The sequence below is a fragment of the Bifidobacterium rousetti genome, from assembly GCF_008698235.1.
Lineage (GTDB): Bacteria > Actinomycetota > Actinomycetes > Actinomycetales > Bifidobacteriaceae > Bifidobacterium > Bifidobacterium rousetti.
The window spans coordinates 135,362-158,544 of sequence record NZ_PEBH01000007.1 but is presented as its reverse complement, the minus strand read 5'-3'; the positions used below and the strand labels follow the sequence as shown (position 1 = coordinate 158,544).

At 60.4% G+C, this 23,183-nt stretch carries 28 protein-coding genes; 23 read left to right on the top strand and 5 right to left on the bottom strand.

Annotated features, from left to right (window positions below; genetic code table 11):
- The first annotated feature begins 425 nt into the window (after nucleotides 1–425).
- The 14 genes from CSQ85_RS08655 (at nucleotide 426) to CSQ85_RS08600 (ending at nucleotide 11,050) form a co-directional block, all read left to right on the top strand.
- Complete coding sequence (locus tag CSQ85_RS08655; protein WP_051923834.1) at nucleotides 426–1,319, top strand: tyrosine-type recombinase/integrase; 894 nt, start codon at nucleotides 426–428, stop codon at nucleotides 1,317–1,319.
- A gap of 214 nt (nucleotides 1,320–1,533) precedes the next feature.
- Nucleotides 1,534–2,052 carry a hypothetical protein gene (locus tag CSQ85_RS13130; RefSeq protein WP_190972969.1) on the top strand — a complete coding sequence of 173 codons (519 nt, stop codon included), beginning with the start codon at nucleotides 1,534–1,536 and terminating at the stop codon, nucleotides 2,050–2,052.
- Nucleotides 2,053–2,057: 5 nt separating this feature from the next.
- Nucleotides 2,058–2,510 (top strand): tyrosine-type recombinase/integrase, encoded by a 453-nt coding sequence (locus tag CSQ85_RS13125; RefSeq protein ID WP_190972968.1) that lies wholly within the window; start codon nucleotides 2,058–2,060, stop codon nucleotides 2,508–2,510.
- A 198-nt stretch (nucleotides 2,511–2,708) separates the two neighbouring features.
- Nucleotides 2,709–4,772: a hypothetical protein gene (locus CSQ85_RS08645; protein ID WP_150383705.1), complete on the top strand. Its 2,064-nt coding sequence runs from the start codon at nucleotides 2,709–2,711 to the stop codon at nucleotides 4,770–4,772.
- A gap of 3 nt (nucleotides 4,773–4,775) precedes the next feature.
- Nucleotides 4,776–5,438, top strand: coding sequence for an ATP-binding cassette domain-containing protein (locus tag CSQ85_RS08640; RefSeq protein WP_150383704.1), 663 nt, complete (start codon nucleotides 4,776–4,778; stop codon nucleotides 5,436–5,438).
- Between the two features lie 138 nt (nucleotides 5,439–5,576).
- Entirely contained in the window at nucleotides 5,577–6,101 is a 525-nt protein-coding gene (locus tag CSQ85_RS08635) for a hypothetical protein (protein WP_223846917.1), read from the top strand.
- Complete coding sequence (locus CSQ85_RS08630) at nucleotides 6,098–7,039, top strand: ABC transporter ATP-binding protein (protein ID WP_150383703.1); 942 nt, start codon at nucleotides 6,098–6,100, stop codon at nucleotides 7,037–7,039. Before CSQ85_RS08635 ends, CSQ85_RS08630 begins: the two co-directional genes overlap by 4 nt.
- Nucleotides 7,036–7,821: a hypothetical protein gene (locus tag CSQ85_RS08625; protein WP_150383702.1), complete on the top strand. Its 786-nt coding sequence runs from the start codon at nucleotides 7,036–7,038 to the stop codon at nucleotides 7,819–7,821. Before CSQ85_RS08630 ends, CSQ85_RS08625 begins: the two co-directional genes overlap by 4 nt.
- Nucleotides 7,822–7,960: 139 nt before the next feature.
- The gene (locus CSQ85_RS08620) at nucleotides 7,961–8,209 is read left to right on the top strand and encodes a hypothetical protein (RefSeq protein WP_150383701.1); all 249 of its coding nucleotides are present in this window, start codon (nucleotides 7,961–7,963) and stop codon (nucleotides 8,207–8,209) included.
- Between the two features lie 116 nt (nucleotides 8,210–8,325).
- Nucleotides 8,326–9,507, top strand: a complete 1,182-nt coding sequence (locus CSQ85_RS08615) for a hypothetical protein (protein ID WP_150383700.1) — start codon at nucleotides 8,326–8,328, stop codon at nucleotides 9,505–9,507.
- Between the two features lie 205 nt (nucleotides 9,508–9,712).
- Nucleotides 9,713–9,988 carry a hypothetical protein gene (locus CSQ85_RS08610; RefSeq protein ID WP_150335544.1) on the top strand — a complete coding sequence of 92 codons (276 nt, stop codon included), beginning with the start codon at nucleotides 9,713–9,715 and terminating at the stop codon, nucleotides 9,986–9,988.
- A 145-nt stretch (nucleotides 9,989–10,133) separates the two neighbouring features.
- Nucleotides 10,134–10,304: a hypothetical protein gene (locus CSQ85_RS13120; RefSeq protein ID WP_190972967.1), complete on the top strand. Its 171-nt coding sequence runs from the start codon at nucleotides 10,134–10,136 to the stop codon at nucleotides 10,302–10,304.
- 263 nt (nucleotides 10,305–10,567) lie between these two features.
- Entirely contained in the window at nucleotides 10,568–10,789 is a 222-nt protein-coding gene (locus CSQ85_RS08605) for a hypothetical protein (protein WP_150335543.1), read from the top strand.
- A 36-nt stretch (nucleotides 10,790–10,825) separates the two neighbouring features.
- A complete protein-coding gene (locus tag CSQ85_RS08600) occupies nucleotides 10,826–11,050 on the top strand; it encodes a DUF4160 domain-containing protein (RefSeq protein ID WP_150335542.1) in 225 nt (74 codons plus the stop codon).
- A 27-nt stretch (nucleotides 11,051–11,077) separates the two neighbouring features.
- Here the strand turns inward: CSQ85_RS08600 and CSQ85_RS08595 are convergent, their stop codons facing one another.
- Together CSQ85_RS08595 and CSQ85_RS08590 are read right to left on the bottom strand one after the other, a co-directional pair.
- Complete coding sequence (locus CSQ85_RS08595) at nucleotides 11,078–12,286, bottom strand: histidine kinase (RefSeq protein ID WP_223846916.1); 1,209 nt, start codon at nucleotides 12,284–12,286, stop codon at nucleotides 11,078–11,080.
- Nucleotides 12,262–12,960, bottom strand: coding sequence for a response regulator (locus CSQ85_RS08590; protein WP_150335541.1), 699 nt, complete (start codon nucleotides 12,958–12,960; stop codon nucleotides 12,262–12,264). Before CSQ85_RS08590 ends, CSQ85_RS08595 begins: the two co-directional genes overlap by 25 nt.
- 87 nt (nucleotides 12,961–13,047) lie before the next feature.
- Here CSQ85_RS08590 and CSQ85_RS08585 point away from each other — a divergent pair, with 87 nt between their 5' ends.
- Genes CSQ85_RS08585 through CSQ85_RS08575 form a run of 3 tightly spaced genes read left to right on the top strand, consistent with a single transcriptional unit; the run spans nucleotide 13,048 to nucleotide 15,334 of the window.
- Entirely contained in the window at nucleotides 13,048–13,812 is a 765-nt protein-coding gene (locus CSQ85_RS08585; protein WP_223846915.1) for an ABC transporter ATP-binding protein, read from the top strand.
- A 5-nt stretch (nucleotides 13,813–13,817) separates the two neighbouring features.
- Nucleotides 13,818–14,630: a hypothetical protein gene (locus CSQ85_RS08580; RefSeq protein ID WP_150335973.1), complete on the top strand. Its 813-nt coding sequence runs from the start codon at nucleotides 13,818–13,820 to the stop codon at nucleotides 14,628–14,630.
- 14 nt (nucleotides 14,631–14,644) lie between these two features.
- The gene (locus CSQ85_RS08575) at nucleotides 14,645–15,334 is read left to right on the top strand and encodes a hypothetical protein (RefSeq protein ID WP_150335974.1); all 690 of its coding nucleotides are present in this window, start codon (nucleotides 14,645–14,647) and stop codon (nucleotides 15,332–15,334) included.
- On the opposite strand, the gene CSQ85_RS08570 is transcribed toward CSQ85_RS08575, so the two are convergent.
- The 3 genes from CSQ85_RS08570 to CSQ85_RS08560 form a co-directional block, all read right to left on the bottom strand.
- Nucleotides 15,331–15,900: a PIN domain-containing protein gene (locus CSQ85_RS08570; protein ID WP_190972966.1), complete on the bottom strand. Its 570-nt coding sequence runs from the start codon at nucleotides 15,898–15,900 to the stop codon at nucleotides 15,331–15,333. The genes CSQ85_RS08575 and CSQ85_RS08570 overlap by 4 nt on opposite strands.
- 17 nt (nucleotides 15,901–15,917) lie before the next feature.
- Nucleotides 15,918–16,319, bottom strand: coding sequence for a helix-turn-helix domain-containing protein (locus tag CSQ85_RS08565; RefSeq protein WP_150335976.1), 402 nt, complete (start codon nucleotides 16,317–16,319; stop codon nucleotides 15,918–15,920).
- Nucleotides 16,320–16,449: 130 nt separating this feature from the next.
- Nucleotides 16,450–16,662 (bottom strand): LuxR C-terminal-related transcriptional regulator, encoded by a 213-nt coding sequence (locus CSQ85_RS08560; protein WP_223846914.1) that lies wholly within the window; start codon nucleotides 16,660–16,662, stop codon nucleotides 16,450–16,452.
- A gap of 192 nt (nucleotides 16,663–16,854) precedes the next feature.
- On the opposite strand from CSQ85_RS08560, the gene CSQ85_RS08555 reads away from it, so the two are divergent.
- The 6 genes from CSQ85_RS08555 (at nucleotide 16,855) to CSQ85_RS08530 (ending at nucleotide 23,173) form a co-directional block, all read left to right on the top strand.
- The gene (locus CSQ85_RS08555) at nucleotides 16,855–17,874 is read left to right on the top strand and encodes a hypothetical protein (protein WP_150335978.1); all 1,020 of its coding nucleotides are present in this window, start codon (nucleotides 16,855–16,857) and stop codon (nucleotides 17,872–17,874) included.
- A complete protein-coding gene (locus CSQ85_RS08550) occupies nucleotides 17,871–18,941 on the top strand; it encodes a hypothetical protein (protein ID WP_150383699.1) in 1,071 nt (356 codons plus the stop codon). Before CSQ85_RS08555 ends, CSQ85_RS08550 begins: the two co-directional genes overlap by 4 nt.
- A 14-nt stretch (nucleotides 18,942–18,955) precedes the next feature.
- Entirely contained in the window at nucleotides 18,956–19,630 is a 675-nt protein-coding gene (locus CSQ85_RS08545; protein ID WP_150383698.1) for an ABC transporter ATP-binding protein, read from the top strand.
- A gap of 103 nt (nucleotides 19,631–19,733) precedes the next feature.
- Complete coding sequence (locus CSQ85_RS08540) at nucleotides 19,734–20,108, top strand: hypothetical protein (protein ID WP_150383697.1); 375 nt, start codon at nucleotides 19,734–19,736, stop codon at nucleotides 20,106–20,108.
- Nucleotides 20,109–20,363: 255 nt separating this feature from the next.
- Nucleotides 20,364–21,512 carry a glycosyltransferase family 2 protein gene (locus CSQ85_RS08535; protein ID WP_150335982.1) on the top strand — a complete coding sequence of 383 codons (1,149 nt, stop codon included), beginning with the start codon at nucleotides 20,364–20,366 and terminating at the stop codon, nucleotides 21,510–21,512.
- Nucleotides 21,509–23,173, top strand: a complete 1,665-nt coding sequence (locus tag CSQ85_RS08530; protein WP_190972965.1) for a glycosyltransferase family 39 protein — start codon at nucleotides 21,509–21,511, stop codon at nucleotides 23,171–23,173. Before CSQ85_RS08535 ends, CSQ85_RS08530 begins: the two co-directional genes overlap by 4 nt.
- Nucleotides 23,174–23,183: the final 10 nt, after the last annotated feature.

Below are 23,183 nucleotides of genomic sequence, written 5' to 3'. Positions count from 1 at the left end.
TGTTGAGAGCGAATTCAGGTCTTTACGGACAACTTTTGGTCATGTTGTCTCATGTTGTCTCGGACGGCAGGTAGCAGGTAGTGAAAAACCCTTGGAACCGTAATGATTCCAAGGGTTTCGTGGTGCCCCCCGTGGGATTCGAACCCACAACCCACGAATTAAACGAATCGGATTCCGGTCATTCGATAGGGGCTTTCTTATGTTGTGAGACCAGTGTACAGCACTTGGAACCGTTGGGGTTTCAGCGGGACTGACCGGCCCCGCGAAAGCCCATACGGCCGTAGGCGACACGCCCGTCCTTTTAAGCTTTTATTTAAGCGGATTGGACGAGGGGCCGCCGCGGCGCCTTCTCCGGGCGGTCTGGCATGGTGCCGTTCCCCGCGTCCGGCGCGGTTTGCCGGGGTCGCAAAAGGGAGAACGCGATCATGGAGTTCAAGGATCGCCGGCAGCCGCCGGACAGCTGGATACCGTGGCTCGACCAGTGGGTCGCGGACATGCGCTTCCGCAATCTGAGCGAGCGGAGCATCGGATACTACTGGTACAAGATCACCGATCTTGCCAGGCTGACGAACAAGCCGCCGTGGCAGATCGTCCAGGCGGATCTCAAGTCGTACATCGTGCGCCCGCCATCGAACGCGGCCCGCCGCTCGACGATGAACGCGGTGCGCAACTTCTTCGGCTGGGCCAAGAAGGCCGGCCTGCGCACCGACAATCCCGCCGAAGACCTGCCGCCCATCAAGCGCGAGACCCGTCACAAGGTGCCGGCCCCGGAGACCGCCGTCGGCCAGGGGCTGCATGACGCCGACCGGCAGACCCGGCTCATGGTCATGCTCGCCGCCGAGGCCGGTCTGCGCCGCGCGGAGATCGCGATCGTGCGCCGCGAGGACGTGACCGAGGACCTGTCCGGGCGCAGCCTGATCGTGCACGGCAAGGGCGCGAAGGACAGGATCGTGCCGCTGACCGACGAGCTGGCCGACGCGATTCTCGCCTCGCCCAAGGGCTGGCTGTTCCCGCACGTCAGCGGCAAGGGGCCGGTGTGCGGCGACACCGTGTACCGCAGGATACAGCACGCGACCGGCTGCTCTCCGCACACGCTGCGCCACCGATTCGCGACCGCCGCATACATCAGCTCCGGCGGCGACATCCGTGCCGTGCAGGAACTGCTCGGCCACGAAAGTCTTGCCACCACGCAGGCGTACGTGACCGTCACCCCGCTCAACCTGCGTTCCGTAGTCAACTCCGTCAAGAAGTACGGCGAGGGCATGAACGTCGGGCAGGCCGTGTCCGCCAGTGGCGGAATGATGCCGGCGACGGAATGACAACGTAAGCACAAACGGTCTCTCCAAGTTATCGAAAGAGACTTGGAGAGACCAACGTTTCGTTAAACGATTAGATTTACAGATATTGTAAATGAACGGTAAACGCAGTCTAAACTTCCCGTGCAGGTGTGCAGATTGAATGGCTGTTAACGTTGTCATAAATACGGTTCTACGCTACCGTCTTGTGCTTCGGGCTTGACGGAAAGGGACGAGTATGGTCAGCAATGGCCGGCCCGCTTCAAGGACGAACCACCACACGCGCCGCAGCGTCGGCGACGACCAGATACCCGCACGTCTCTCCCTGGCCGTGCCGGCGTATCGGAAAGCAAGACGAGAGAACATGAGCAAGAAGAACATGATGCCCGAACCGTGGAACGACTGGGTCGACGAATGGTCCGCCGACATGCGGCTGCGCAGCCTGAGCGAGAACACCATCAACCTGCGCCGCTACCAGATCGGCGCGTTCGCCCGGCACACCGGCAAGCATCCCGGCGAAGTCACGGCCAGCGACATCCGAAAATGGCTCGGCCGCAAGGGACTGGGCAATGCGGCCAAACGCGGCGACCGATGCATGTTCTCCATGTTCTACGGCTGGGCGCAGCGCAACGGGAAGCGCCTCGACAACCCCGTGGAAGGCATGCCGACCATCAAACGCGAACAACGCAAGAAGCGAGCAGCACCAGAACAGGCAGTCCTCATCGGCCGCGACAGCAGCGACCGCGCACCCGGCTGATCATCATGCTCGCCGCCGACGCCGGCCTGCGCCGCGCCGAAATCGCCCAAGTGCGTGGAGACGACCTGATCGATGACGAACTCGGCTGGAGCCTGATCGTCCACGGCAAAGGAGCCAAGGACCGCATCGTGCCGCTAAGCGACGAACTCGCCCGGGAGATCCGCCGCCACGGACCGGGCTGGCTGTTCCCCGGCGAGAAGGGCTGTGACCACATCTGCGGCGACACAGTATACCGTCTCGTCAAGGACGCCACCGGGTATCCGCCCCACTCCCTGCGCCGCAGGTTCGCCACGGCCGCGTACATCACCTCCAACGGCAACGTCATGGCCATCAAGGAACTGCTCGGCCATGAAAGCCTCGCCACCACACAGGGCTACATCACCGTCAGCGGCCGCATGCTGCGCACCGTCATCGAGCAGGCCCGCGGATACGAGGCGCGCGGGACTGGCGACGGATAAAGAACCTTCGCCGGCAGTTATGCCGCAATATCACAAGCGTAGAAACGCAGACTGACGGACGATGAGACTATACGGCTGTCATGCGATTGCATGACAGCATGTTGTCCGGCTTACGTGACGGCGCTATATATCGACTTAGCACATGATCGTCGAAGGGGATTCGTCTTATCCAAACGTTTCTAGAAAGAGGGAGGGATTATGCGGAGTGGTTCCATTCGTCTTGCGTTGTGGATTGCGGCTTTCGTCGCGGTTCTGGGATCGTTTCTGATCCTGAATGCGTTGGATTTGTCGGCGCCTCTTGCGGTGCGGGCCACCGTGCAGGTGTCTGGTTCGTCCCCTCGGGTCAGGAGCGAGGAGACGATCGACGTGATATCCGAGGTGGCGCAGGCGAACAGGGTCAATATCGTCAAGAATGTCGCCGATGTGCAGGACCCCGGCGGGGTCAGGCATGTATATGTCGCCGTGGGCAATCCTGCCGGCGGGGCCGCGTCGTGGATCAATCATGGTTATCCGTCGTTCAACACCTCGATGCGGACCACGGTTGGCCGGATGGGCGACTTGGCCGGCTCCGATCCCCGTGGCACGTACTACGTGTTCGACGGGTCGGCCACGTCGGCGGTAGACATGCAGCGTGAACTGCGAGATCAGGGGTACAGCGTCCTGGTCAAGACGAGCTTCCTTGGCTCGTATGCGCAATGGGTCATCGGCAGGCCAGTCGGGGTGAGTTTGGTCGTCGCGCTGCTGCTGTGCGCGACGCTCGCGGGCGGTTTCTCCTTGATGAACGCGAAGGGATACGCCGTACAGAGGCTCCACGGGGCGGGCCCGCTGGTGTTGATGGGGCGGGATGTCAAGGCCAATGCGGCCGCCTGCCTGCTGGGAATGTGCGTCGTGGCCACCGTCGTATGCGGGCCGGTGATGGCGTACAACCACGGGGCTCAGTGGGTACTGTTTGGTATGCTGTCGGCCGTGATCTTCCTGGCCGTATGTGTGGTCATGGCGGTCGCCTATGGCGTGGGCTTCGCGATCGCATCCGCGGAGCCTTTGCTGTCCGCAGTCAAGGGGCGGCTACCCCGCAGGCTGTCTTCCATCATGGTGTATTGCGTCCGCGTGCCGGCCGTGTTCATCACCATATGGGCGGTGACCCTTCTCTTCACGGCCCTGGGCGACCTGCACAACCAGCAGCAGGCCCAGGAGGCATGGCGGGACGCTGGCGGGGTGGCACAGGTGCATCTCAATCCGAACCTGTCGCCGGAGGAACAGGACGAATACAGCCGCAAAACCGGTGAATGGCTGGAACGGGCCGAGGACGAAGGACGGATGGTCCTGGCCCATGAAGACGACCTTCGGTTCATGTCGTCCCCGGCGGACGACGGGCAAACGGTATCAGGCACGGTGCTGCTGGTCAATGGCAACTATTTGCGGCACCAGACGGTCAAAGACGATGACGGGCATCGCCTGACGGCCGGTGGTGACGGTGTCACGGTGGTGATACCGTATGCCGCGGATGCGGCGACCACGAAAACATACGAGAATGCGATCGGCAGCTGGGTGCAATCCCGGACATCCGCCCGCGGCATCGCCGTCCCCGAGATCGATTACGTGCGCGGCGACAGGGGCCAGCAGCTGTTCGGCTACGGGTCCGCCCTGCCCGACACCCCGGCCCTGTTCGACGACGCGCTGCTCGTCGTGGCCGACAATGATAGCGGACTGTTCTCCACTGACGATTACGCCGCGTATGCCAGCCAGGGCGATGCGCTGCTGGAAAGCACACGATACGCGCTTGTCTCCTCGCGACAGGCCGGCTTGAAGGACTTCATCTTCGCCGTGAACGATGCCGGGCAAAGCGCCGCAGCGCATTACGCGCAGCTCAGGTCGGACCTGATCGTCCACGTATACAACGTCGCGATGTCCGTCATCGTCCTTATCGCCTCGGCCGTGGCCATCGCCCAAATCAGGGTCCGTGAACGCGCCCAGACCATCTTCGCCCGCTACATTCACGGATGGTCCTTCACGAGAACCCATCTGAGTCTGGTCATGGTCGAATCGGCGCTGATGGCCGCCCCGTGCATATGGTTCGCGGCGCAGGCCGTTCGGGCCGCCGGTCGAACCGTAGTCTCATACGCCCAGAACGATTCGTCGCTGTTCGACGGATACCAGCCGCTCATTGCCATGCTCATCGCCGTGACGAGTTTCGCGGTCTGCATGCTGTCCACCGCCATATACGTGCGCAGAAACGTCCAGGCCCACACCCGGGAGGAGTAACCGATGACTACCGCACCATCTGATCACACGCCGTCCACAACGCGGCTCGACATCAGGGATCTCTCCAAATCCTTCGGCAGCCACCTGCTGTGGAAGGATCTCACGTTCTCGGTCCGTCCGAGGCAGATGATTGCCCTTACCGGACCATCGGGATCAGGGAAAAGCACCCTGCTGAACTGCATTGGACTACTGGAGAAACCGGACAGCGGCGTTATCGAGGTCAACGGGCGAGATATCACCCGATACCGTTCCCGCGCCACGCGCCTGTTCCGGGAAAAGACGCTCGGCTATCTGTTCCAGGATTACGCGCTCATCGACAACGCCACCATCGAGGAGAACCTGAACGTCGCCCTGCTTCACCGTTCGGCACAAGCAAGGAGAACCGCCATATCCCAAGCCCTGCAGCAAGTCGGCCTGGCCGACCGTGAAAAGGAGCCGGTCTACCAGCTTTCCGGAGGCGAACAGCAAAGAGTGGCGCTGGCACGTCTTATCGTGAAAACCCCAGCGATAATACTCGCCGACGAACCCACCGGTGCCCTCGACCACGACAACGCCGACATGGTCATCCGCACCCTGCGCGACATGGCCGAGCACGGCGGCGTCGTCATCATCGCCACCCATTCCGACCACGTGGCCGAGTCATGCGACTGGACCATCCAACTGTGATGCGCCGTCGGCGGTCTTGATGATGGAACAGTAACGTTCGGGGCCACTGTCATGCGATTGCTTGACAGCATGTTGTCCCATCCTGCATGACGACGTTATATATCGATGTATCACAGTGATTGTCGAAGGGGATTCGTCATGGATGGTCGCACGATATCGGTCAGGCTTTCGGTCTGGTTCGAGGGCGTCAAGTGGCGTATCGCCAGTGGTCGGCGGGCGACGTTGCATTGGTGGTATCTGGTGTTGGCCGGCGTGCTGATCGCATGGCTGGGAGTCGCGGAGGTCGTGGCGTTGCCTTCGTATGGCGGGTATGCGCGGGAGGTGTTCTCGAACCTGTTGGCCGGAGTGCCGTCCGCGCCGCCCGCCGCCGTGCAGGTGACGGTGTTCCAGTGGTCGTGTTCGGCGGCTTGGCTGGTGTCGGCGTATCGGCAGTGGGCTCGTCGCCAGTTCGCGTGGATGATCGTGACGATGGTGTGCAGTCTGTTGTATGTGCCGTTCGTGGTTTATCTGGTGCATGAGGTGATGGACCAGCGTAAGGGAGTCGTCCGTTTGGAGGAGAAGCCGGCGGAACCGGATACCGTTGACGACGATGGGACGATCGACGACGAGGCGGATGTGCAAGATTCGGAGCCGACGGTTCGTCACGACGAGGTTTTCTCATGAACGCCGCGGTCGAGGCCCGTGGTTTGGTCAAGCGGTATGCGTCCGGTCCGACGGTAGGCCCGATCGATTTTGAGGCTTGGCCGGGTCAGGTGCTGGCGGTGGCCGGGTCGAATGGTGCGGGCAAGTCCACCACGCTGCGCATGGTGCTCGGCCTGTCCGCTCCCAGTCAGGGCCGAGCGTTGATTATGGGACGCCCGTACCGGCTGCTGGAACAGCCCGGATTGCATGTGGGCGTGTTTCTGGGTGGACGTCTGGGTGACGAGTCAATGACGTGCGGCGAGTATCTGACGTTCATGGCCGGCATGATGGGATTGCCCGACGTGCGTCGTCGTGTGCGCCGCGTGATGCACGATTGTGGATTGGACCGTTGGCCGAAGGCCCGGATCAAGGGGTATTCCACGGGGATGCGCCAACGGTTGGGCGTGGCTGGGGCGATGCTCGCCGACGCGCCGATCATCGTGTTGGACGAGCCATTCAACGGACTGGACATCGCCGGCAGGCTCTGGCTGCACGATTTGCTGCAACGATGGGCCTCTGCCGGCAGGACTGTTATTCTGGCCGCCCATGAGATCGACGAACTGCAACGCATAGCCACTCACGTGCTGATCATCATGCACGGCAGGCAGATGGCCTACGGTCCGCTCGAACAGGTCATTGCCAATGGTGGTGGCGAGTCGGGAACCGTATTCCGGTTCGCTCCCGATGTGAACGAAACCGGCAAAGCCCTGGTGCTGGATGATCTGACCGCGATGAGAGCCGACGTTCGCTCCTTGGAGAACGGCCTGTATTTGGCCCGACGGATGGATACGGCCGACGTGTTCTCCGTCTCGGCCAGACACGACGTTCCACTGGTTCGACTCGACCATGTCGAGCCGACGCTGCGCGATGTGATGATTGGCATGATTCGCCGGTCTTCGGAAAAGGAAGGCACATCATGAACGGGTACGGACAGTGTTTGCGACGCTTGATGCTGCTCATGCGTTACGTGGTATGCCGTCCCGCGCCGCTCATGGCATGGGCCGGACTGCCGGTAGCGTTCACCGCGTTCGCCGCATTGACCAGCGTCTCCGTCCGGCTCATGTTCTCCTCCGATTCCAGACTCGATGGCCTTGCCACGCTCACGGGATTGGGGCCAAGCATCGCCGGGGCGGTCATGCCCATGAGCGAACCCGTGGCGATCATCGCGGCGCTGCTATCCGTCCGCGTCCTGACCGACACGGCCACGGCCATGCCATTGTTCCTGATCGAACCGAAACGGATGCGACTGTTCCTGACCCTGTGTGCCGACATCGTCGCCGCCGGTTTCCTCGCATCTATAGTCGGAGGGCTTGCCGCGACCGGCGCTTCCCGTCTCATCCTCGGCTCCGTCGTACCGGCGCGGGCATGGCCCGCGCCGCTGTCCGCATCGTTGCTCCTCTGCCTCCCCATGGCGCTGATACTTACAGGGCGCATGCTTGTCGCCGCCTCACTGTGCGTGGCCTTCAATTCGACCGGCAAGGGCACGATCGCCTACATCGCCTTGTACTATCTGCTGCCCATCATCGCAGCGAACCTGCCGAACCCTCAGACATTGCACGAGTGGCTGCCTTCCATCGCCGGCACCGCCATACTGGACCAGTCTCCCAACATGAATCCGACGCTGAGCGGGCTGATCGCATTGGCATACGTCATCATCGCAATCACTGCCGCTTGCGTGGCCCAGACACAAAGGGACGTCTAAAACCATGCAGAAGGAATCTGCCTATATCTACGAAGATTCCTGTCATGCGATCGCTTGACATGATGTTGTGCCGTCGACGGTTTTCGAATTGAATAGATATGGTAACGAAAACGAATCTCACGGAAGGGAATCGATCGCAATGGGAAAGTCCGTTAATGAAACATCGGCGCAAGAACGTGAGGGGAACGTATCGTATCGTTTGCCTCTAAAATGGTGGGAACTTTTGTCGTACGTGTTGATTTTTGTGCTGGCATTGGCTTTCAACTCGATGCAATTCCCTAAATGGGTGGTCGTTCCACTCGTTCTGGCGATCCTATTGGTTCGGGCTGTTCGAATACTTCTTGCAAAAAGAAAGAGGGATCGGGTGGATAAAGCCTGTGAGCAGTGACATTACATATAGTCAGGTTCCGTAAACCGAGAGCGTTTCCCTTATCCTGCATAGCCGGTTTGCGTGCCTGTCCTGTGAGTGATGACAGCGTGGCAGGCGGATGTGGAATCGTTCGTATGCTGACGGTATCGGTTCGGATCGATGATCGATTCGAGAAACATGAGAAAGGCACAACAATGAAGATGCACCACTATCGCAAGGCGGTGGTCGCCGCGGTATCGGCCGCGATCATAGTGGCCGCCTCGCTCATCGTCTGGTATCTTGTTCCGCATTATGAGCGCTCGAACGAGCCGGCAGCCTATCGGATCATCTATTCGGCCATGCTGGAATCGAACAAGGGTGGCGTGCTGACCATTGACCGCAAGGGCGGCATTATTGCGGACGAACGGGTCCCCGAATTGCAGGACGCGTCCGTATACTCGTATGAGAACGGCAAGTTCATCGCCGGCGGCCAACGCTCGAACATGCATCTCATCATCGACAAGGATGGCGCGATGCGATCGTTCCATCTATTGGATAATCCGAACTATTCCGGCGTCATGTCCATCGGACCGTATGGTGACGGGGTCGTGGCGGTGATGAACGGCAACGATTCTCCGGAAGACGACTCGTACCTCAACCTGCTGGTCGTCCAGGACGGTGCAGGCAAAGTCACTGAGCGGAAAATACTGAAGATCTACACCGAAGGCCAGGCCTCCGACGGGCAGCACCTGTTCATCACCGGTCATGAGCTCACGTTAAGTTCCAACCGATACCAAGGCAAGATCATCCGCTACGGGTTATCCGACCGTTCGGTCAAGGAACAGGTGACCGACGACGCTCTGCTGTACTTGCGGCCGGTCGTATGGAACAATCACGTGCTGGTAGCCGGCACGGACATGAACGGGACTCCCCGGCAAATCGACATGTTCGATGCGAACACCTTGGAACGGGCGGACAGCACCACGGTCTCCTCGGACTTCCAGACGCTTGTGATCGTTGCAGGAAAGCCATGGGCCGTAGGAACACGGCAAATCTGCCCCGTCATCGAGCAGCCGTTCGCTATCGGTAATCAGTGCATTTCCATGCCCACGGGGTCATCGCCGTATGTTTCGCAGGCCATCGTCGTGGACACGCGGATCGTCATGCTGGTTCGAGAGTCCTTGAGCCCGGCCGTGAAGGTCACGGCACGTGGAGTGAAGCAAGTCGGCATCATCGCGGACGCCGACACGACCACCGGCAAGGTGTCGACCACACCCGCGCTTATTCCGACCAACCGCAGCAGCGACGTCATTCTCGGCGCGCCGGTGGCGCCATAACCGCGAACGAAAACGTATGTCCGACTTGCGTTGAGCCCGATATTGAGCGCAATACGCGGTCGACTGCCGGTGGGCTTGGCGGATGCAGGCCTTGGCTGACGACTCCTGTCATGCGATTGCTTGACATGATGTTGCACCGTCAGCCGTTCCCGGATTGAATAGATATAGCGATGAAAACGAGTCCCGAAGAAAGGAAGTGATCGCAATGGAAAAATCTACTCATAACACGTCGGTACAAAACGGCGGCGTCAGACGACTGGTCGTGATCCTGGTGTGCGCATCCATAGCATTGCAGGCTCTCGCGTTTGCGATTCCGGGAGACGTCTTGGGTCTGCTCTGTCGAGCCGTCGGAGTGCTACTGCTGGTCATGGCTCTACTCACAGCTCTGAAAGGCGGCGCGAAATCGAACTCCTTCCTTGCCATAGGGTTTGGCGTAGCGGCAGGTTTGGCTGCTGTCGCTCTGGTGATTGCGCTCCTGTAACCCGGACTGGTAAGACTGGCGCCGATCGGAGTCGGAATGAGCGAAAGAACATCGATTGCCAGTGTCGTGCTAGCGCTGGTATGCGTGCTGTATGTGGTGATTTCGGTCATCATCAAAATCTGTTGCGGAAGACAGGGGAGAAACCATGAACCAGCAGAAGGACTCAACCGAAACAAATCCTGCAGCGAATAATTGTGTAAAGTCTTCAGCCAACTGTTTTGTGAACTGGCTGAAGGGATGGGGACCGGTCTTCCTCGGAGCGGGTGTGGGCGCATTCCTGGGTATTGTCGCGTATATTCAACACTGGATTAGCTGAATGCCATCGGTTGATCTCCTATGAGGAGCAAAGCCGTAACCGTGCCATGTTCGTCTTCACTCAGACAAACGTTTCAAGGAAGCTGGATGTTGCTTTGAGTTGCACGCAATTAGAGAGTGCACAGCTGGCGGCGGTCTTCGAGCCTGATAGATAGATACGAGCAACGGGTTCGGATCGTGCTTCGTGAGGGAAACCGCATACAATGGGATGCGTAATACTTCATAGGGGAATATGGGTTGGAGGCTGTCATGGCGAGGATCGGCATGAGCAACCTGCTGGAGGCTAATGGTCTTCGATTGGGGTATACAGCGAGAACGGTTACGGTCACCGAACCGGCGACCGGGTTCAAGATTGTGTTCAACAACGATGGCACGGTGCGCAGCAACACGTTCCCTTCCGAATCGCTTCCCCTGGTGGAGGGTTATTTCAAGCGTTCCTATCCGTTTGTGGAGGATGCGCGTGAAGTGGATCGCGAATATGTCTGAGTATGGTTTGAAGACGTCGCCGGATACGAGTTTTATGTGACCAGCAATGACGGCGGTCACGGCGTGCATTTTCATATCAAACGCAACAACTCGTATCGGCTTGCCAAGTTCGTATTGACCGCTGACGGGGATGTGGTCGTGGACTCGACCACGTTGGATGCCAAGACGACGCGGAAGATTCAGTTGTACATGCGCCGCAATTGGAACGGTTTCGTGCAGGCATGGCGCAGTTTCTTCGGTAACTGCCATTTCGACAAGTGACAGGTTCGGCAGGAAGCATTCGGCGTTCTACTGGTGCAGTTCGCTGTCCGACCTGCTTGGGATGGTGGCATCCAGTTGCCAGTGTCGCTGTTCCGTGTGGATGGTGAAGCTGCCGCCGGCTGTTTCGACGATAGCGCGGTAACGGTCGAGGCCACTGCCCAATCCAAGCTTTCCGTCATGTTCGGCGATGGTGTCGCTGACGGAGATGTGGAGCTCTTCAGCGTCGAAGCCGATGGAGACGGCGTACCATTCGGACGGGTCAGCGTGCTTGGCGATGTTCGCGTACAGTTCCGTCAGCAATCCTGTGAGCAGTCGCATCATGCCGAGGGAGAGCGGATGATGGAACTCGCCGAGCAGATTATCGCCGGTGAAGCCGAGCGATTCGAGTTTCGTTTCCTCGTCATCAATCAGAGACTGCAGCTCTCCCTGTTGCACGGTAACGGGGTTGTTGTTCGGAATCGGCGTTGATGCTTCGTCTCGTACTACCGTCGATTCTGGCTGCTGAGTCGGATGCTCTTCCAGCGAGTCGATGACTGCGTGCGTGTGGGTCATGGCGCGATCGGCCGCGTCGCGCAGTTCCAGGAGTTGCCGCCGGTATTCATGCTCGCCGGCGGGCATGCTGCTGGCCTCGGCATGGTCGATGCGCAGGATGAGATAGGCAAGATCGTTGCTGATGGTGTCATGCAAATTGCGAGCCGTGTCCTCGCGTTCCTGCTGGCGGCGCAGCAGATACGAGTCATGATCGCGCTGCCTCATCATGTGCAGCAGCAGACCGGTCACTAGCGGGAAGCAATAGAGCGCGAGGTTCTGCAAGGTCGCCACCAGCAGACGGCCGCTGCTTGGCTCGACGCCGAATGTGGTGGAGATGAGCAGCATGCCAGTGGCGATCGCACCCGACCATGTATCCAGATAGGCGAGGAATCCCGTGCAGGTGATGATGACGGCGAGCGGCGTGATCATCGGCATCGCCAGCATGAGCATCTCCCCGGCCACGAGCGCCGCCCAGAGGAACCATTGCGGGCGGAACATGCCGCCGATCAGACCGACGAGCGTCACCAGAACTAAGGCGAGATGCTGTACGCTCACCGTTGAGGAGGCATCCGTCGTGGCCCGGGCCATGTATTCCGCGATGAGGGCGGCGGCCAGCAGCACGCATGCCGCTGCGATGACCGGATGGCTGTTATCCGAGCCCAGCCGTCCAATAAATCGACTTACAGCAGATCGTATCTGGCGCATGCCTCCAGCACCTCCCTGCGGCTGGTCACGCCGAGCTTGTCGGCCGCGCGATGCACGTACGTGAACACACTGCCCTTGGCAATACCCAGACGGGCCGCGATCTCGTCGGTGGTGAGGCGCTGTGCGTACAGGCGCAGGATGTCCTTCTCGCGCGCGGACAACGAGTCCTTCATGTCCTCGGACATCTTCGCCGGCACCGCGCCGGATAGCGACGCATACGCCGATGCCGCGTCATGGAAACCCGCCTCGGCCTGAGCGGCGGTTGGCAGGCCATGTGCCGCCCGACGCACGGCGTCGGCGATGTCGGTCTTGAGTCGTTCCTTGGCGAGCAGTCCCTGCGCGCCCGCTTTGATCGCCTCCGCCCGGTAGCCGTCCGTCGAATACGAGGTGACGCAGATGACGCCCACCTCGCCCGTCCTGCGCCGGATGCGCCGGCATACGTCCGCGCCCGTGATGCCGCCCAACGCCATGTCCAACACGAGCACGTCCGGCCGTGTATGCGCGTTGTGGCAGTGCTCGATCGCCACCGCCGGCGACCCCGTGCTCCACACGACGTGGAAATCCCGGGACATGGCCGCGATCATCGCGCACATCGCATCCAACGCGAACGGATCATTATCCAACACACCAATACGGATCACGCCCGCCGTCTCCGGTTCGTTCCCAAGTCCCATGACACCCACTGTACCGCCGGCGGCCATCGGCTCCCCGGCATGAAACGGAACCGCTGTCATGCGTTTGCTTGACATGACGTTGCCTTGATGCTCACAGGCAGCCTTCAATGGCCAATGCTGGTTCTGCATACTTCAAAAAGAGAGATGGCCGCAATGATTGAGATTTCTGGTTTGTCGAAGATCTATGGGGATAAACGTGCATTGGATAATGTTTCGTTCCATGCCGAATCGGGCAAGGTCACGGCATTGATCGGGCCGAACGGCGCCGGCAAATCGACCTTATTGCACATCCTGCTCGGATTGGAGCCAGCCAATGGCGGAACGGCCACGTTCGACGGCAAACGGTACAACGAACTTGGCCCCAACCCACTCACTGTCGTCGGTTCGTTCATCGACGGGTTGGCGCCCTATCCGTCGCGGACGGGTCTCAATCATCTTCATTGGATCGCGCTGGCTGCCGACATCCCGTTCTCCCGCTGCGACGAATGCCTGCGGCTCGTGTGCCTGTACGAGGCACGCAACCGCATGTATAAGACCTATTCACTCGGCATGAAGCAACGGCTGGGCATCGCGACCGCGATACTGACCGACGCCCCGTATCTCATTCTGGACGAGCCGTTGAACGGTCTCGACCCGGAAGGCATCAAATGGGTGCGCGACTTCATCAAGGACTATGCTTCGGATCACAGAACCGTCCTGGTCTCCAGCCACTACATGGCCGAACTGGAACTGGCGGCCGACCACGTCGTGGGCCTGTCGAACGGGCGGAAAGTGCTTGATGACGACATCGACACGCTCCTCAATAGTTACGGCAGTCTGGAACAGGCGTACTTCACCGTGGTGAAGGAGTGAGCGTCATGAGAGCGAAGATTTCATCATCCCGGTATGTGTCCTGCTCGCTGGTGCGCTACTGCGCGAACCGGCAGTTCTATTGGTCGGTGTTCGCTGTACTGGCGCTCACCGCGTTGTTCGCGGTGCTGGACGTGCAGACGATCTCCTCGACGGTGTCCATCGCCGCGGATGGCGCCATACGATCGACCGACTCCCTGGACCCGGATCCGGCGCATATCGTATCCGACGCCGTACTTGCCTCGCCCTACCAGACCTCGATCATCCTCATTCCGATCATCGTGGCGTTGAACGTCGCAACCGGTTTCCGCTCGGGTGACGAACGCCAACTGCGGCTGCTGGTCAACCGGCCTTGGCCGTTCGCGATCGGGGACGTGCTCGCGACCGTGATCTACTGTGCCGGCGTCTCGCTGCTGTCATCACTGCTGAACGCGGCGATACTCGTCGCGACATTGAATCCTGCCTTGCGGCCCATGTGTCTCACCATGACCGTCGTCACGACGCCGTTGCGTGTCATGGTGTTCGCCGTGGTCATGGGATTGGTCGGCTACATCGCGGCCGTGGCCACGAAACGCGACGTGCCGGCCTTGGCCGTGATCTTCCTGCTGCTCGTCGTCTCGCTGTCCGGCGTACTGAAGGTGATCCATGCGGATGTGCTGCTGCCGATGATCGGCGGCAAAAGCTTCGCGTTCGGACGAGTCGATGAGACGGGCGATCTTCCGATGGGCGCTTCCGTGATCGTCATGGTCTGCTGGCTAACCATAGCTCTCTGTGCGGCTGTGATCGTACGCGGACGGTCTTTTCTGACGCCGAAAGCATAGGAAGCGGTCTGCATATGATTAAGACTCTGTTCTACAAGGATGCAACAGCGCGCCCCTTGCAGGTCGTCTGCTTGGCGGCCGTGTGCTGGGTGATTGTCGTATATGCGGTCGCGTTGATGCCGATCAGCATGGATGAGTCTGGGAATAATCCGTTGAATAATGCAAGCAGCATGACGCTTGCGTCGCAGGCGACGGTGATTATCGCCATCGGTCTGGCGAACATCGAGATTAGGTCGGGCGAAACGATGATGGCGGCACTCATCACAGGTTCTCGTTGCCGCATGGCCTATGACCTGATGGTGGGGAAAGCCGCGATCATTGTCATCGCCGGACTGTTCCTGACCGTGTTGAATACCGTCGGCAATGGCATCATCTATGGGATTGGCGATACCGGTCGCTTTGCGTTCCAATACCTGTTGTTGGCGGTGATGAACGGCATCGCAGTGCTGTCGCTGTCCTTGTTTGCAAGGAGCGTGCTGCTCGGCCTGTCCATCTACGTGTTCGTGCCCATGCTGCTCAAACCGTTCATCATCTATCTGATACCTGCCACGAATGAACTGTTCTATCCGGAGGCGATACGCGAGGCGACTGCAGATTGTTCACTTGTCGGGACATTGATGTCAATCATGTGGCTGCTTGTCTTCATAATCGCAGGTTATGCCGCGATGGGGCTGCGACTGCATAGGGCCATCGACATAGGTTAGATTTGAGACTGCCCATTCATCAGTCTGCGCATCATATGGGCGAATCCCGACATGCCGGAATGTTCGAGCCGCTCCAGTTCCTCCCTCATGGTGCGTGGTGGATGCTTCTTTGATGCGACCAGTTCGGTCATGGCCTTGACCGCGCGTTCGGGATACGCCTCGGCGACACCGGTCAGAAACGCGTCGGGGTGGCAGGCGGATAATCCGATCTTGGCAAGTTGGTTCGCGGGGAAGTCCTTCAGATTGAAGGTGACGATCACGTCCGCATCGCCGTTATAAGCAGCGGCCGCCACATGCCGATCGCCGGCGTCCGGCAACATGACCTCACCGGTCAGTTCCGGAATGGAAGAGACAAGATAATACGGCTTGATGTTGCGGATAGCGGACAGATAGCGGTCGACCCAAGCAGGATCCTTGCCAAGGTCATCGACGAATGCCCGGCGGGCTTCCTCAAGCACGTCGTCGGAGTATTCGGGGTCGAACAGGTGATGGTCGGCAAACGTGAGCAGCACATCCGTCAGCCAAGTGTGCGGGAAGATGTTCGCGTCGAGAAAAGCGACTACCAACTCAAATTCCTCCCGTTTCAGCTGTACTGAGCCAGATAGGCCGAGTAGTCGACGTCGTCCAATCCACCCTGGCTGGCGGCCTCGCGCATGGTCTCCAACGCCTCATGGCCGTGGGATTCCGACTTGTCGCGGTAGGCGACGACCTGTGCTCGGGAAACCATGCGGTTGCCCTTCGCGCCGTAGCGCACGAACGGAATCTCTCCGGCGTCAAGCATGCGGGCGACGGTCTTCGCCGATACGCCGAGAATCCGGGCGGCTTCGCCGGTGGTGATCATTTCGGTTGAATCGTCGTGCACGATGGCCGCGAACGCGCGGCGAAGTTCCTCCGCATCCAGCGGGTATGCTCTGCCGTCGCCCGTGGTGATGTATGCGGAGCCTTTGCCGATCTGGGAAATGGGGATTGCTTCGAATGTGGTCATGGCGAGTCCTTTCCTGAAGTCTTGAACCCAGCCTACCTCAAACCAGACATTTCGACAATATCGGACATATCGGACAATCTATCGATTGATAGAGGAATGGGCTATGTTGCGTATGTCATACAGACTAAACCTACATTGAATGCCGCACCGACCAGACAATGAGGCGAACGCGGTTGGTTTGGCCGGTTTCCCTGAGGATGTTGCCGATGTGGGTTTTGACGGTGGATACGCTGAGACCCAGACTCGCAGCGATCTGGTCAATCGCATCCAACGCGAACGGATCATTATCCAACACACCAATGCGAATCACGTTCGCCGTCGCCAGCTCGTTCCCAAGTCCCATGACACCTACTGTACCGCCGGCGGCCATCGGCTCCCCGGCATGAAACGGCACCGCTGTCATGCGATCGCTTGACACGACGTTGCGATTGCGATGTGCAGGGGTATGTAATGCATTGAGTTGGCCGGATCGGCTGCTTCGATATCGATCGGCAGGACGGCTGTCATGTTCCCGGCAAAGGTTGGAGGGCGTCGCATGGATAGGTCATCTCCGAATGGGTTCCGCGTCTCCGTTGCCGTGGTGTCGTTGCTGTTGGGTGTGTTGTCTTCGTTTCTTGCCTGGGCTGTGTACTGGAGCGTTCTTGATTGGCGTGGCTCGCAATGGGGCATGTCCGATGCGCGGACGCAGCTGGTGCTGACCGCCTCGGCGGATGCCGGGCACGACGACGGGAAGAATCTTGAGGCGACGCGTGATCTGGCCAGGTATCTTTCCGGTCACGGTATTTCCCTGTTGGAGGGTTCCGTGGGGGACGGTTGGCCGGCGATCGTGTTCCAGTCGTCGGGGTCCTCGATCGGATGGGCCGATGCGCTTCCTCGCGAATGCCGGGACGTGGACAGTCGCATGGCGTGTGTGATCGAGTCGTCGTTCTCGGCCGGGCAATGGCGTGAGCATGGGGATGCACCGCTATTGCCCGCCGGGTTTTCCGTCGGCGGTGTCGTCAGGGTTCCGGGGGTGAACGTCGGCGGCAACCTGCAGTACGTGCTCCCGTTGGGGGCGGTTCCCTTGTTTCCCGGCAGCGTGTATGTGAACACGAGCGACCCGCAGCGGCTCCGGGAGATCTCGGACCTGCTCGTGCGCTGCGGCATGGACATGACACAGCCGCAAACGCAATCGTTGTGGTCGTCCCTCGCCGGTGACTCCTTCGTGGGCATCACCTTGCTGTTTCTGGTACTGGCGTTGGTCTGCGCCTGCGTGTGCGTCATGACGATGGAGACGGCGAGGAAGGCCGACCTGCATGTCAGGCGGCTGTTCGGCGCCACTGGCAGGCAGGTGTGGGCGGGCCGGGTGCGCGCGGCCATCGTCCCGATCGCGGCCGGCGTGCTGGCGGGAACCGTGTTGAGCGCCGTGCTCATCACCGTGGTGTCGGGCAGGACCGGCATCGGCCCGGCGGCCGCGTTCGCCGCAGCTTTTATCAGCGGCACGGTCCTGACGGCGCTTGTGACGGCGTTGGCTGAATGGCTCGGCATACGATCGAATGACGAGGTGGAACGATGATCCATGAACTGATGACCGGCATCCGCATGGGATTGAGGCGATGGGGATCGATCCTCGGCATCACGCTGCTCGTCGTCTTCGCGGGCAGCGTGTTCACGATGACGCTCAGCGACGTGCTGACCGAGTCCAGCGTGATCAGCGACGAGGCTCGTCTGCGGGCCGCCGACGCGGTCACGTTCTCCCCGCAATACCTCCTGCAGTCCCCGAGCAAGACGGACCCCAAGGTGACGGATAGTTTGCGGGACATGCTGGAGCAGGGCAGGGGGTACGCCGCGATCGTCAACAACATCGAGATCGATGATCCCGGGTTCGCCAACGGCATACCGGCCATCGTCCTGATGGGCAACGTCGACGATGTGTTCCCCCGGCTGGGCCTGTGCTCCCACGCGCCCTGCGCGTCCATCGGCTACCGGGTGGACCGGGCGCAGGCGCCCGACAGCGTGCATATCGCCGGCACCGACGTCAAGGTAACCGGCACGCTGCCGGCCTCGGCGGCCATATTCGACCCGAACACCGCCGGCATCAACCTGGACCGGACCATCGTCATCCGCCTCGACCCCGATTCGCTGAACCGGCTCAACAACATCGAACTCGAAGAGGCGGTGACCAAAACGGTCATGTTCAACCCATCCCGAACCCAGCTCGACGAATTCATCACGGGAAGCCGCGACGCCGGCCTGATCCTCGTGCCGCACCGGCTGAACACGGAACAGCCCCAACGGGACAAGGACCTCATCGTGCGCGCGCTGATGTACCTGCTCGGACTGTCCGCCTTCCTCGCGCTCACCGTCATCGTGATAATCCAATCATTGTCCGTGACCCTCGCGCGGGAACGGCCGTCGATGCTCGTCCGCCGGCTCTACGGCGCCACCACCGCGGACGAGGCGGTCCGCGTCGCCGGACTCATCCTCAGCATGCTGCTGCCCGCCACAGTGGTACTGGCATGCTTCCAGCTGATAGGCGAACCGGTGGCCACCGCATCCCGGACGATGATCGCCGTCATCCTCGCCATGGCGGCCCTGGTCTGGACGATCGCCGCACGACGCGCAACCACACACATCCAATGAAAGAAGCACCGACCATGCCACAGACGACCATAGACGCCAGAAACCTGACCAAACGATACACGGACGGGCAGGCGCAGCTCCTCGCCGTGCACGACATATCCCTGCACGCCTCGGCCGGGGAGTCGATCGCCATCATGGGACCGTCCGGATGCGGCAAATCCACCCTGCTGCGCATGATCGGACTGTCCATGAAACCCACCTCCGGCTCCCTGCTCCTGCAAGGACGCCCGGCGCCGGAAAACGACAAGGACCGGTCCGCATGGCGCAACCGCATGTTCGGCTTCATCCCGCAGGACTACGCGATCCTCGAAGACGAACCGGCATGGGCCAACGTCGCCATCCCCATGGAATACGCGAAACCCAGGATCGGACGCGCCGAACGCCGGCAACGCGCCACGGCCGCACTGGAACAGGTCGGCCTCGCCAGCAAGGCGCGACGCATGCCCGGGCAACTGTCCGGCGGCGAAAGGCAACGCATCGCCATCGCCAGGGCGACCGTGATGCACCCCGCCATCATCATCGCCGACGAACCCACCGCGGCACTCGACACGCACACCGCCGACACCATCATGACCATGCTCCTCGCGCAATGCAAACAAGGCGCCACACTCGTCCTCGCCACCCACGACCCACGAGTCGCAGCCCAATGCGACACCACCCTCACCATGCGAGACGGCGCGTTCCTCTGAAGAAACGGCAACGCTGTCTGCAATCGCTTGACATAACGTTGCGATTGCGGAGCGTGCATGGATTCAATGAATTCAACGAATGCCTGATCTGAAAGGATCTCCCATGAAGTATCTGCTTATCATCGATATGCTGCCCACCTACGGGCTACTGTGCTACCTGCTGGTCAGCGTTTGCATCACGCTGGCGTTTCGCTGGCTTGCGCATGCGTGCGAAGACCGGCGAAGACTGCGTTTCGCCGTCATCACACTGCTGATCGGTTCGTTGCTCGTTGCCCTGCTTGCTGGTTGTGCGTACACCATCGCGATGCCATACGCACAACCGGACATGGTTGATTTCTACCGCGCATACCGTCCCGCCGTGTTGGTGTTCCTCACGGGACTGTTCTGCGTGCAGTCCGTGTTCGGCGTCGCCGCCGTGCAAGCGCCCCTTAACCGGCATAATGCCGGAAAAGGATCCGATCATGCCCATCATTGCTGATTATCTTGCCGGCATGACGATTCACATCGTTGTGGTCGAACCACGATGGCTTACAAAAAAGCGTAAGAGCCAACGTTCGGAACGTTCGGAATATCCCTGCGTCGTCCCCCCATACCCTGAAACGGTGATTAGGGGCTGAATCAGGGGCGGTACAGGCATGTTCAGTGATTCGGTGAACGCACACTGGAATCGTATTAGACGTGGGTATATGGCGGGCGCAAGGCGACGCCTCGCCGATGGGAAGAAGGCATGATCATGGTCAATCAACAGCATTCGCAGCAATGTCGTGCCGCGTACGCCTCTGAGACACGCGAATCTTGTACTGCGGCGGATTCCGCGGGCGGCGCATGTCCCGGACGGCAGGTCACGCTATCTATCGTCGTGCCTTGCTACAACGAGGAGGAATGCCTGCCATTATTCCTGTCGTCCGCCGCGCAGGCCGTCCGTGAGATCATGACGGCATATCCCGGCACGACGGTCGAACTGGTGCTGGTCGACGACGGTTCCACGGACGGCACCGCGGCGCTGCTGCAGCGTGCGGCGGCAGGCGACGACGGGCGCGCCGCCTTTCCGTTTGCGATTCGTTGGTTGTCATTGTCGCGCAATTTCGGTAAGGAAGGCGCATTACTCGCAGGATTGGATGCGGCGCGCGGCGCTGTCGTGGCGGTGATGGACGCCGATCTGCAGGACCCGCCATCGCTGCTGCCGCGCATGTTCGCGATGCTGGCCGACGACCCGACGCTCGACTGCGTGGCTACGCGACGCACCACGCGAGCGGGAGAGCCACCGATTCGGTCCATATGCGCGCATGCGTTTTATCGACTGATGAACACCATGTCGCCGGTCGCAGTGCCCGATGGGGCGCGCGACTACCGCATGATGCGCCGCAGGGTCGTCGATGCGCTGACGTCGCTGACCGAACGCAACCGGTTTTCCAAGGGACTGTACGCGTGGGTGGGATTCCACACGGCGTGGATAGACTATCCGAACACGCGCCGGGCCGCGGGCAAGTCCAGCTGGAACTTCTTCGCGTTGGTCCGCTACGCGATTGAAGGTCTTATTTCATGCTCCACCGTACCGTTGGCTGTGGCCTCGTACATCGGGTTGCTGCTGTGCGCCGTCGCGTTCGGAGCGACCTGTTTCATCGCAGTGCGCGCGGCCATGTTCGGCGACCCGGTGGCCGGCTGGCCGTCACTCGCATGCATCATCACGTTCATCGGCGGACTGCAGCTGATGTGCCTGGGCATCATCGGCCGATATCTGGCGAACACGTATCTGGAATCCAAACGCCGACCGAACTACATCGTGCGCGACGGCAACATCAATAACGCCGACATTTGCGATACCGACCACGTATGCCGCTCCGAGCATCCGGCATACAACGCGGAGGTACGGGCACGATGATGACCATTAAAAACGCCGGCAGTACCGACGGCGTTTACGCTATTGCAATACGTCATCTTTTTCCCACACTGGCTGTCTGCTGCGCGCTGGCGACGATCGTGTTGAGCTGGCTGATGGGCCGCAACCAATCATTGTGGTTCGACGAGCAGTATTCGCTGATCCTGGCAAGCCGGCCGGTGCCGGAATTGATCACGCTCACCGCCGTCGACGCGCATCCGCCGCTGTACTATCTGCTGCTCAAGGCATGGATGCTCGTTGTCGGCGACAATGTCGCATTGCTGCGACTGCCGAACTGCGTATGTCTTGGTCTTGCCGTGTTCGTGCTGATTATGCTGATGCGCGATTTGTTCGGCGACCGTGCCGCTGCGGCGTGCATGCCGATGCTGGTGTGCGGCGGATTCATGCTGCGCTACGGCTATGAACTGCGCATGTACTCGCCGGCGATGCTGCTGGCCGTGGCCGGTACGGCGATGCTGATTCGCGCAGTCGGGTTGATCGAGCCGCGCGACCGCCGGCATCGCGTTGCGGATGCGGGTGAGATCGACAGACATGATCGACAAGGTGACCGTTGTCAGTCGCACGACCGCCGTCGCCGCATCGCATGGTGGTGTGCGTACGCTATGACCGTCACGCTCGGCATGCTGACGTTGTATCTGACCGCATTCGTATGGCTGACGCATGCGATCTGGCTTACTGCGCGCTCGTGGTGCATGCGACGACTGTCCGCATGGTGTTGGCTGTTCGCCTATGCCGCATCGGTTGTGCTGTTCTTGCCGTGGATGCCGGCGCTGCTGGGTCAGCTCAGCGCAAGCTCCGTGCTACCTCCGGTTCGCCGACGTGCGAACATGTCCGGCGTAGCCAACGCGGTCGACATCATGCTGCTCGGCATGACGGAAACGGAACTGCCATCAATCGTCTCGCTGCTGGTCGCCGCCATAATGACATCGATCGTCGGCATACTCATTGCGGAACGACTGCTTCACGCGCGGCTCGTCAGCCCATCCTCGGTATCATCACAACGGTCCGCTGAGGCCGCACAACTAATCGTCATGCTGTTCGCCGTGCCGACGGCGTCATTGATGATCTGGTCCGCCGTCAAGGAACTGTCGAACGACGGATACGGCATGTTCTCCGTACGCTATCTGAGCGTGGTCGCGCCGTTCTTTTATGCCGCGCTCGCGCTGGCGTGCGTGATCGCCTATCTGCTACGTGGTCGCGCCGCAATGATCTTCTATGTTGCGATGATCGCGATGCTGGCAGCTGGAACAATCGTGTACGGCGTACGCGGCAACCATAGTTTCGACCGCAACGATACGCCCGGATCGGCCACGCTCAGCCAGCAGGTTGTCTGTTCTGCCGCGCAGCCGATCGTCGCACAGGACGAGTACACGTACATCGACGCGTACTGGTACTATCGCGACTGCCCGCACTACTACTTCCTCGACACCGACGACGTCCCCACGCGAGGCGGATACGCGCCGCTGCACGGCTCCGCAGCACAGTTGAGAACCATCAACGATCTCGATGCGGATCAATTCACCTTGTTGTCATGGTCGACGACCCGCCACTACGACAGGCTCCTCGGCGACGCGGCAGACCAATGGACGCAAAACAGCATCATTAAGCGCGATGCGAACGCGGCCGTTACCTACCATCGATGATCCCAACAGC

Excerpts from the sequence above, each read along its gene's own strand:
- CSQ85_RS08655 (WP_051923834.1), top strand. The coding sequence starts at position 426 with ATGGAGTTCAAGGATCGCCGGCAGCCGCCGGACAGCTGGATACCGTGG.
- CSQ85_RS08595 (WP_223846916.1), bottom strand. The coding sequence starts at position 12,286 with ATGCGCCAGATACGATCTGCTGTAAGTCGATTTATTGGACGGCTGGGC.
- CSQ85_RS08555 (WP_150335978.1), top strand. The coding sequence starts at position 16,855 with ATGGATAGGTCATCTCCGAATGGGTTCCGCGTCTCCGTTGCCGTGGTG.
- CSQ85_RS08550 (WP_150383699.1), top strand. The coding sequence starts at position 17,871 with ATGATCCATGAACTGATGACCGGCATCCGCATGGGATTGAGGCGATGG.
- CSQ85_RS13120 (WP_190972967.1), top strand. The coding sequence starts at position 10,134 with ATGAACCAGCAGAAGGACTCAACCGAAACAAATCCTGCAGCGAATAAT.
- CSQ85_RS08640 (WP_150383704.1), top strand. The coding sequence starts at position 4,776 with ATGACTACCGCACCATCTGATCACACGCCGTCCACAACGCGGCTCGAC.
- CSQ85_RS08545 (WP_150383698.1), top strand. The coding sequence starts at position 18,956 with ATGCCACAGACGACCATAGACGCCAGAAACCTGACCAAACGATACACG.
- CSQ85_RS08540 (WP_150383697.1), top strand. The coding sequence starts at position 19,734 with ATGAAGTATCTGCTTATCATCGATATGCTGCCCACCTACGGGCTACTG.
- CSQ85_RS08620 (WP_150383701.1), top strand. The coding sequence starts at position 7,961 with ATGGGAAAGTCCGTTAATGAAACATCGGCGCAAGAACGTGAGGGGAAC.
- CSQ85_RS08625 (WP_150383702.1), top strand. The coding sequence starts at position 7,036 with ATGAACGGGTACGGACAGTGTTTGCGACGCTTGATGCTGCTCATGCGT.
- CSQ85_RS08610 (WP_150335544.1), top strand. The coding sequence starts at position 9,713 with ATGGAAAAATCTACTCATAACACGTCGGTACAAAACGGCGGCGTCAGA.
- CSQ85_RS13125 (WP_190972968.1), top strand. The coding sequence starts at position 2,058 with ATGCTCGCCGCCGACGCCGGCCTGCGCCGCGCCGAAATCGCCCAAGTG.
- CSQ85_RS08635 (WP_223846917.1), top strand. The coding sequence starts at position 5,577 with ATGGATGGTCGCACGATATCGGTCAGGCTTTCGGTCTGGTTCGAGGGC.
- CSQ85_RS08585 (WP_223846915.1), top strand. The coding sequence starts at position 13,048 with ATGCTCACAGGCAGCCTTCAATGGCCAATGCTGGTTCTGCATACTTCA.
- CSQ85_RS08590 (WP_150335541.1), bottom strand. The coding sequence starts at position 12,960 with ATGGGACTTGGGAACGAACCGGAGACGGCGGGCGTGATCCGTATTGGT.
- CSQ85_RS08560 (WP_223846914.1), bottom strand. The coding sequence starts at position 16,662 with ATGGGACTTGGGAACGAGCTGGCGACGGCGAACGTGATTCGCATTGGT.
- CSQ85_RS08565 (WP_150335976.1), bottom strand. The coding sequence starts at position 16,319 with ATGACCACATTCGAAGCAATCCCCATTTCCCAGATCGGCAAAGGCTCC.
- CSQ85_RS08615 (WP_150383700.1), top strand. The coding sequence starts at position 8,326 with ATGCTGACGGTATCGGTTCGGATCGATGATCGATTCGAGAAACATGAG.
- CSQ85_RS08645 (WP_150383705.1), top strand. The coding sequence starts at position 2,709 with ATGCGGAGTGGTTCCATTCGTCTTGCGTTGTGGATTGCGGCTTTCGTC.
- CSQ85_RS08580 (WP_150335973.1), top strand. The coding sequence starts at position 13,818 with ATGAGAGCGAAGATTTCATCATCCCGGTATGTGTCCTGCTCGCTGGTG.
- CSQ85_RS08535 (WP_150335982.1), top strand. The coding sequence starts at position 20,364 with ATGGTCAATCAACAGCATTCGCAGCAATGTCGTGCCGCGTACGCCTCT.
- CSQ85_RS08630 (WP_150383703.1), top strand. The coding sequence starts at position 6,098 with ATGAACGCCGCGGTCGAGGCCCGTGGTTTGGTCAAGCGGTATGCGTCC.
- CSQ85_RS08605 (WP_150335543.1), top strand. The coding sequence starts at position 10,568 with ATGAGCAACCTGCTGGAGGCTAATGGTCTTCGATTGGGGTATACAGCG.
- CSQ85_RS08530 (WP_190972965.1), top strand. The coding sequence starts at position 21,509 with ATGATGACCATTAAAAACGCCGGCAGTACCGACGGCGTTTACGCTATT.
- CSQ85_RS13130 (WP_190972969.1), top strand. The coding sequence starts at position 1,534 with ATGGTCAGCAATGGCCGGCCCGCTTCAAGGACGAACCACCACACGCGC.
- CSQ85_RS08575 (WP_150335974.1), top strand. The coding sequence starts at position 14,645 with ATGATTAAGACTCTGTTCTACAAGGATGCAACAGCGCGCCCCTTGCAG.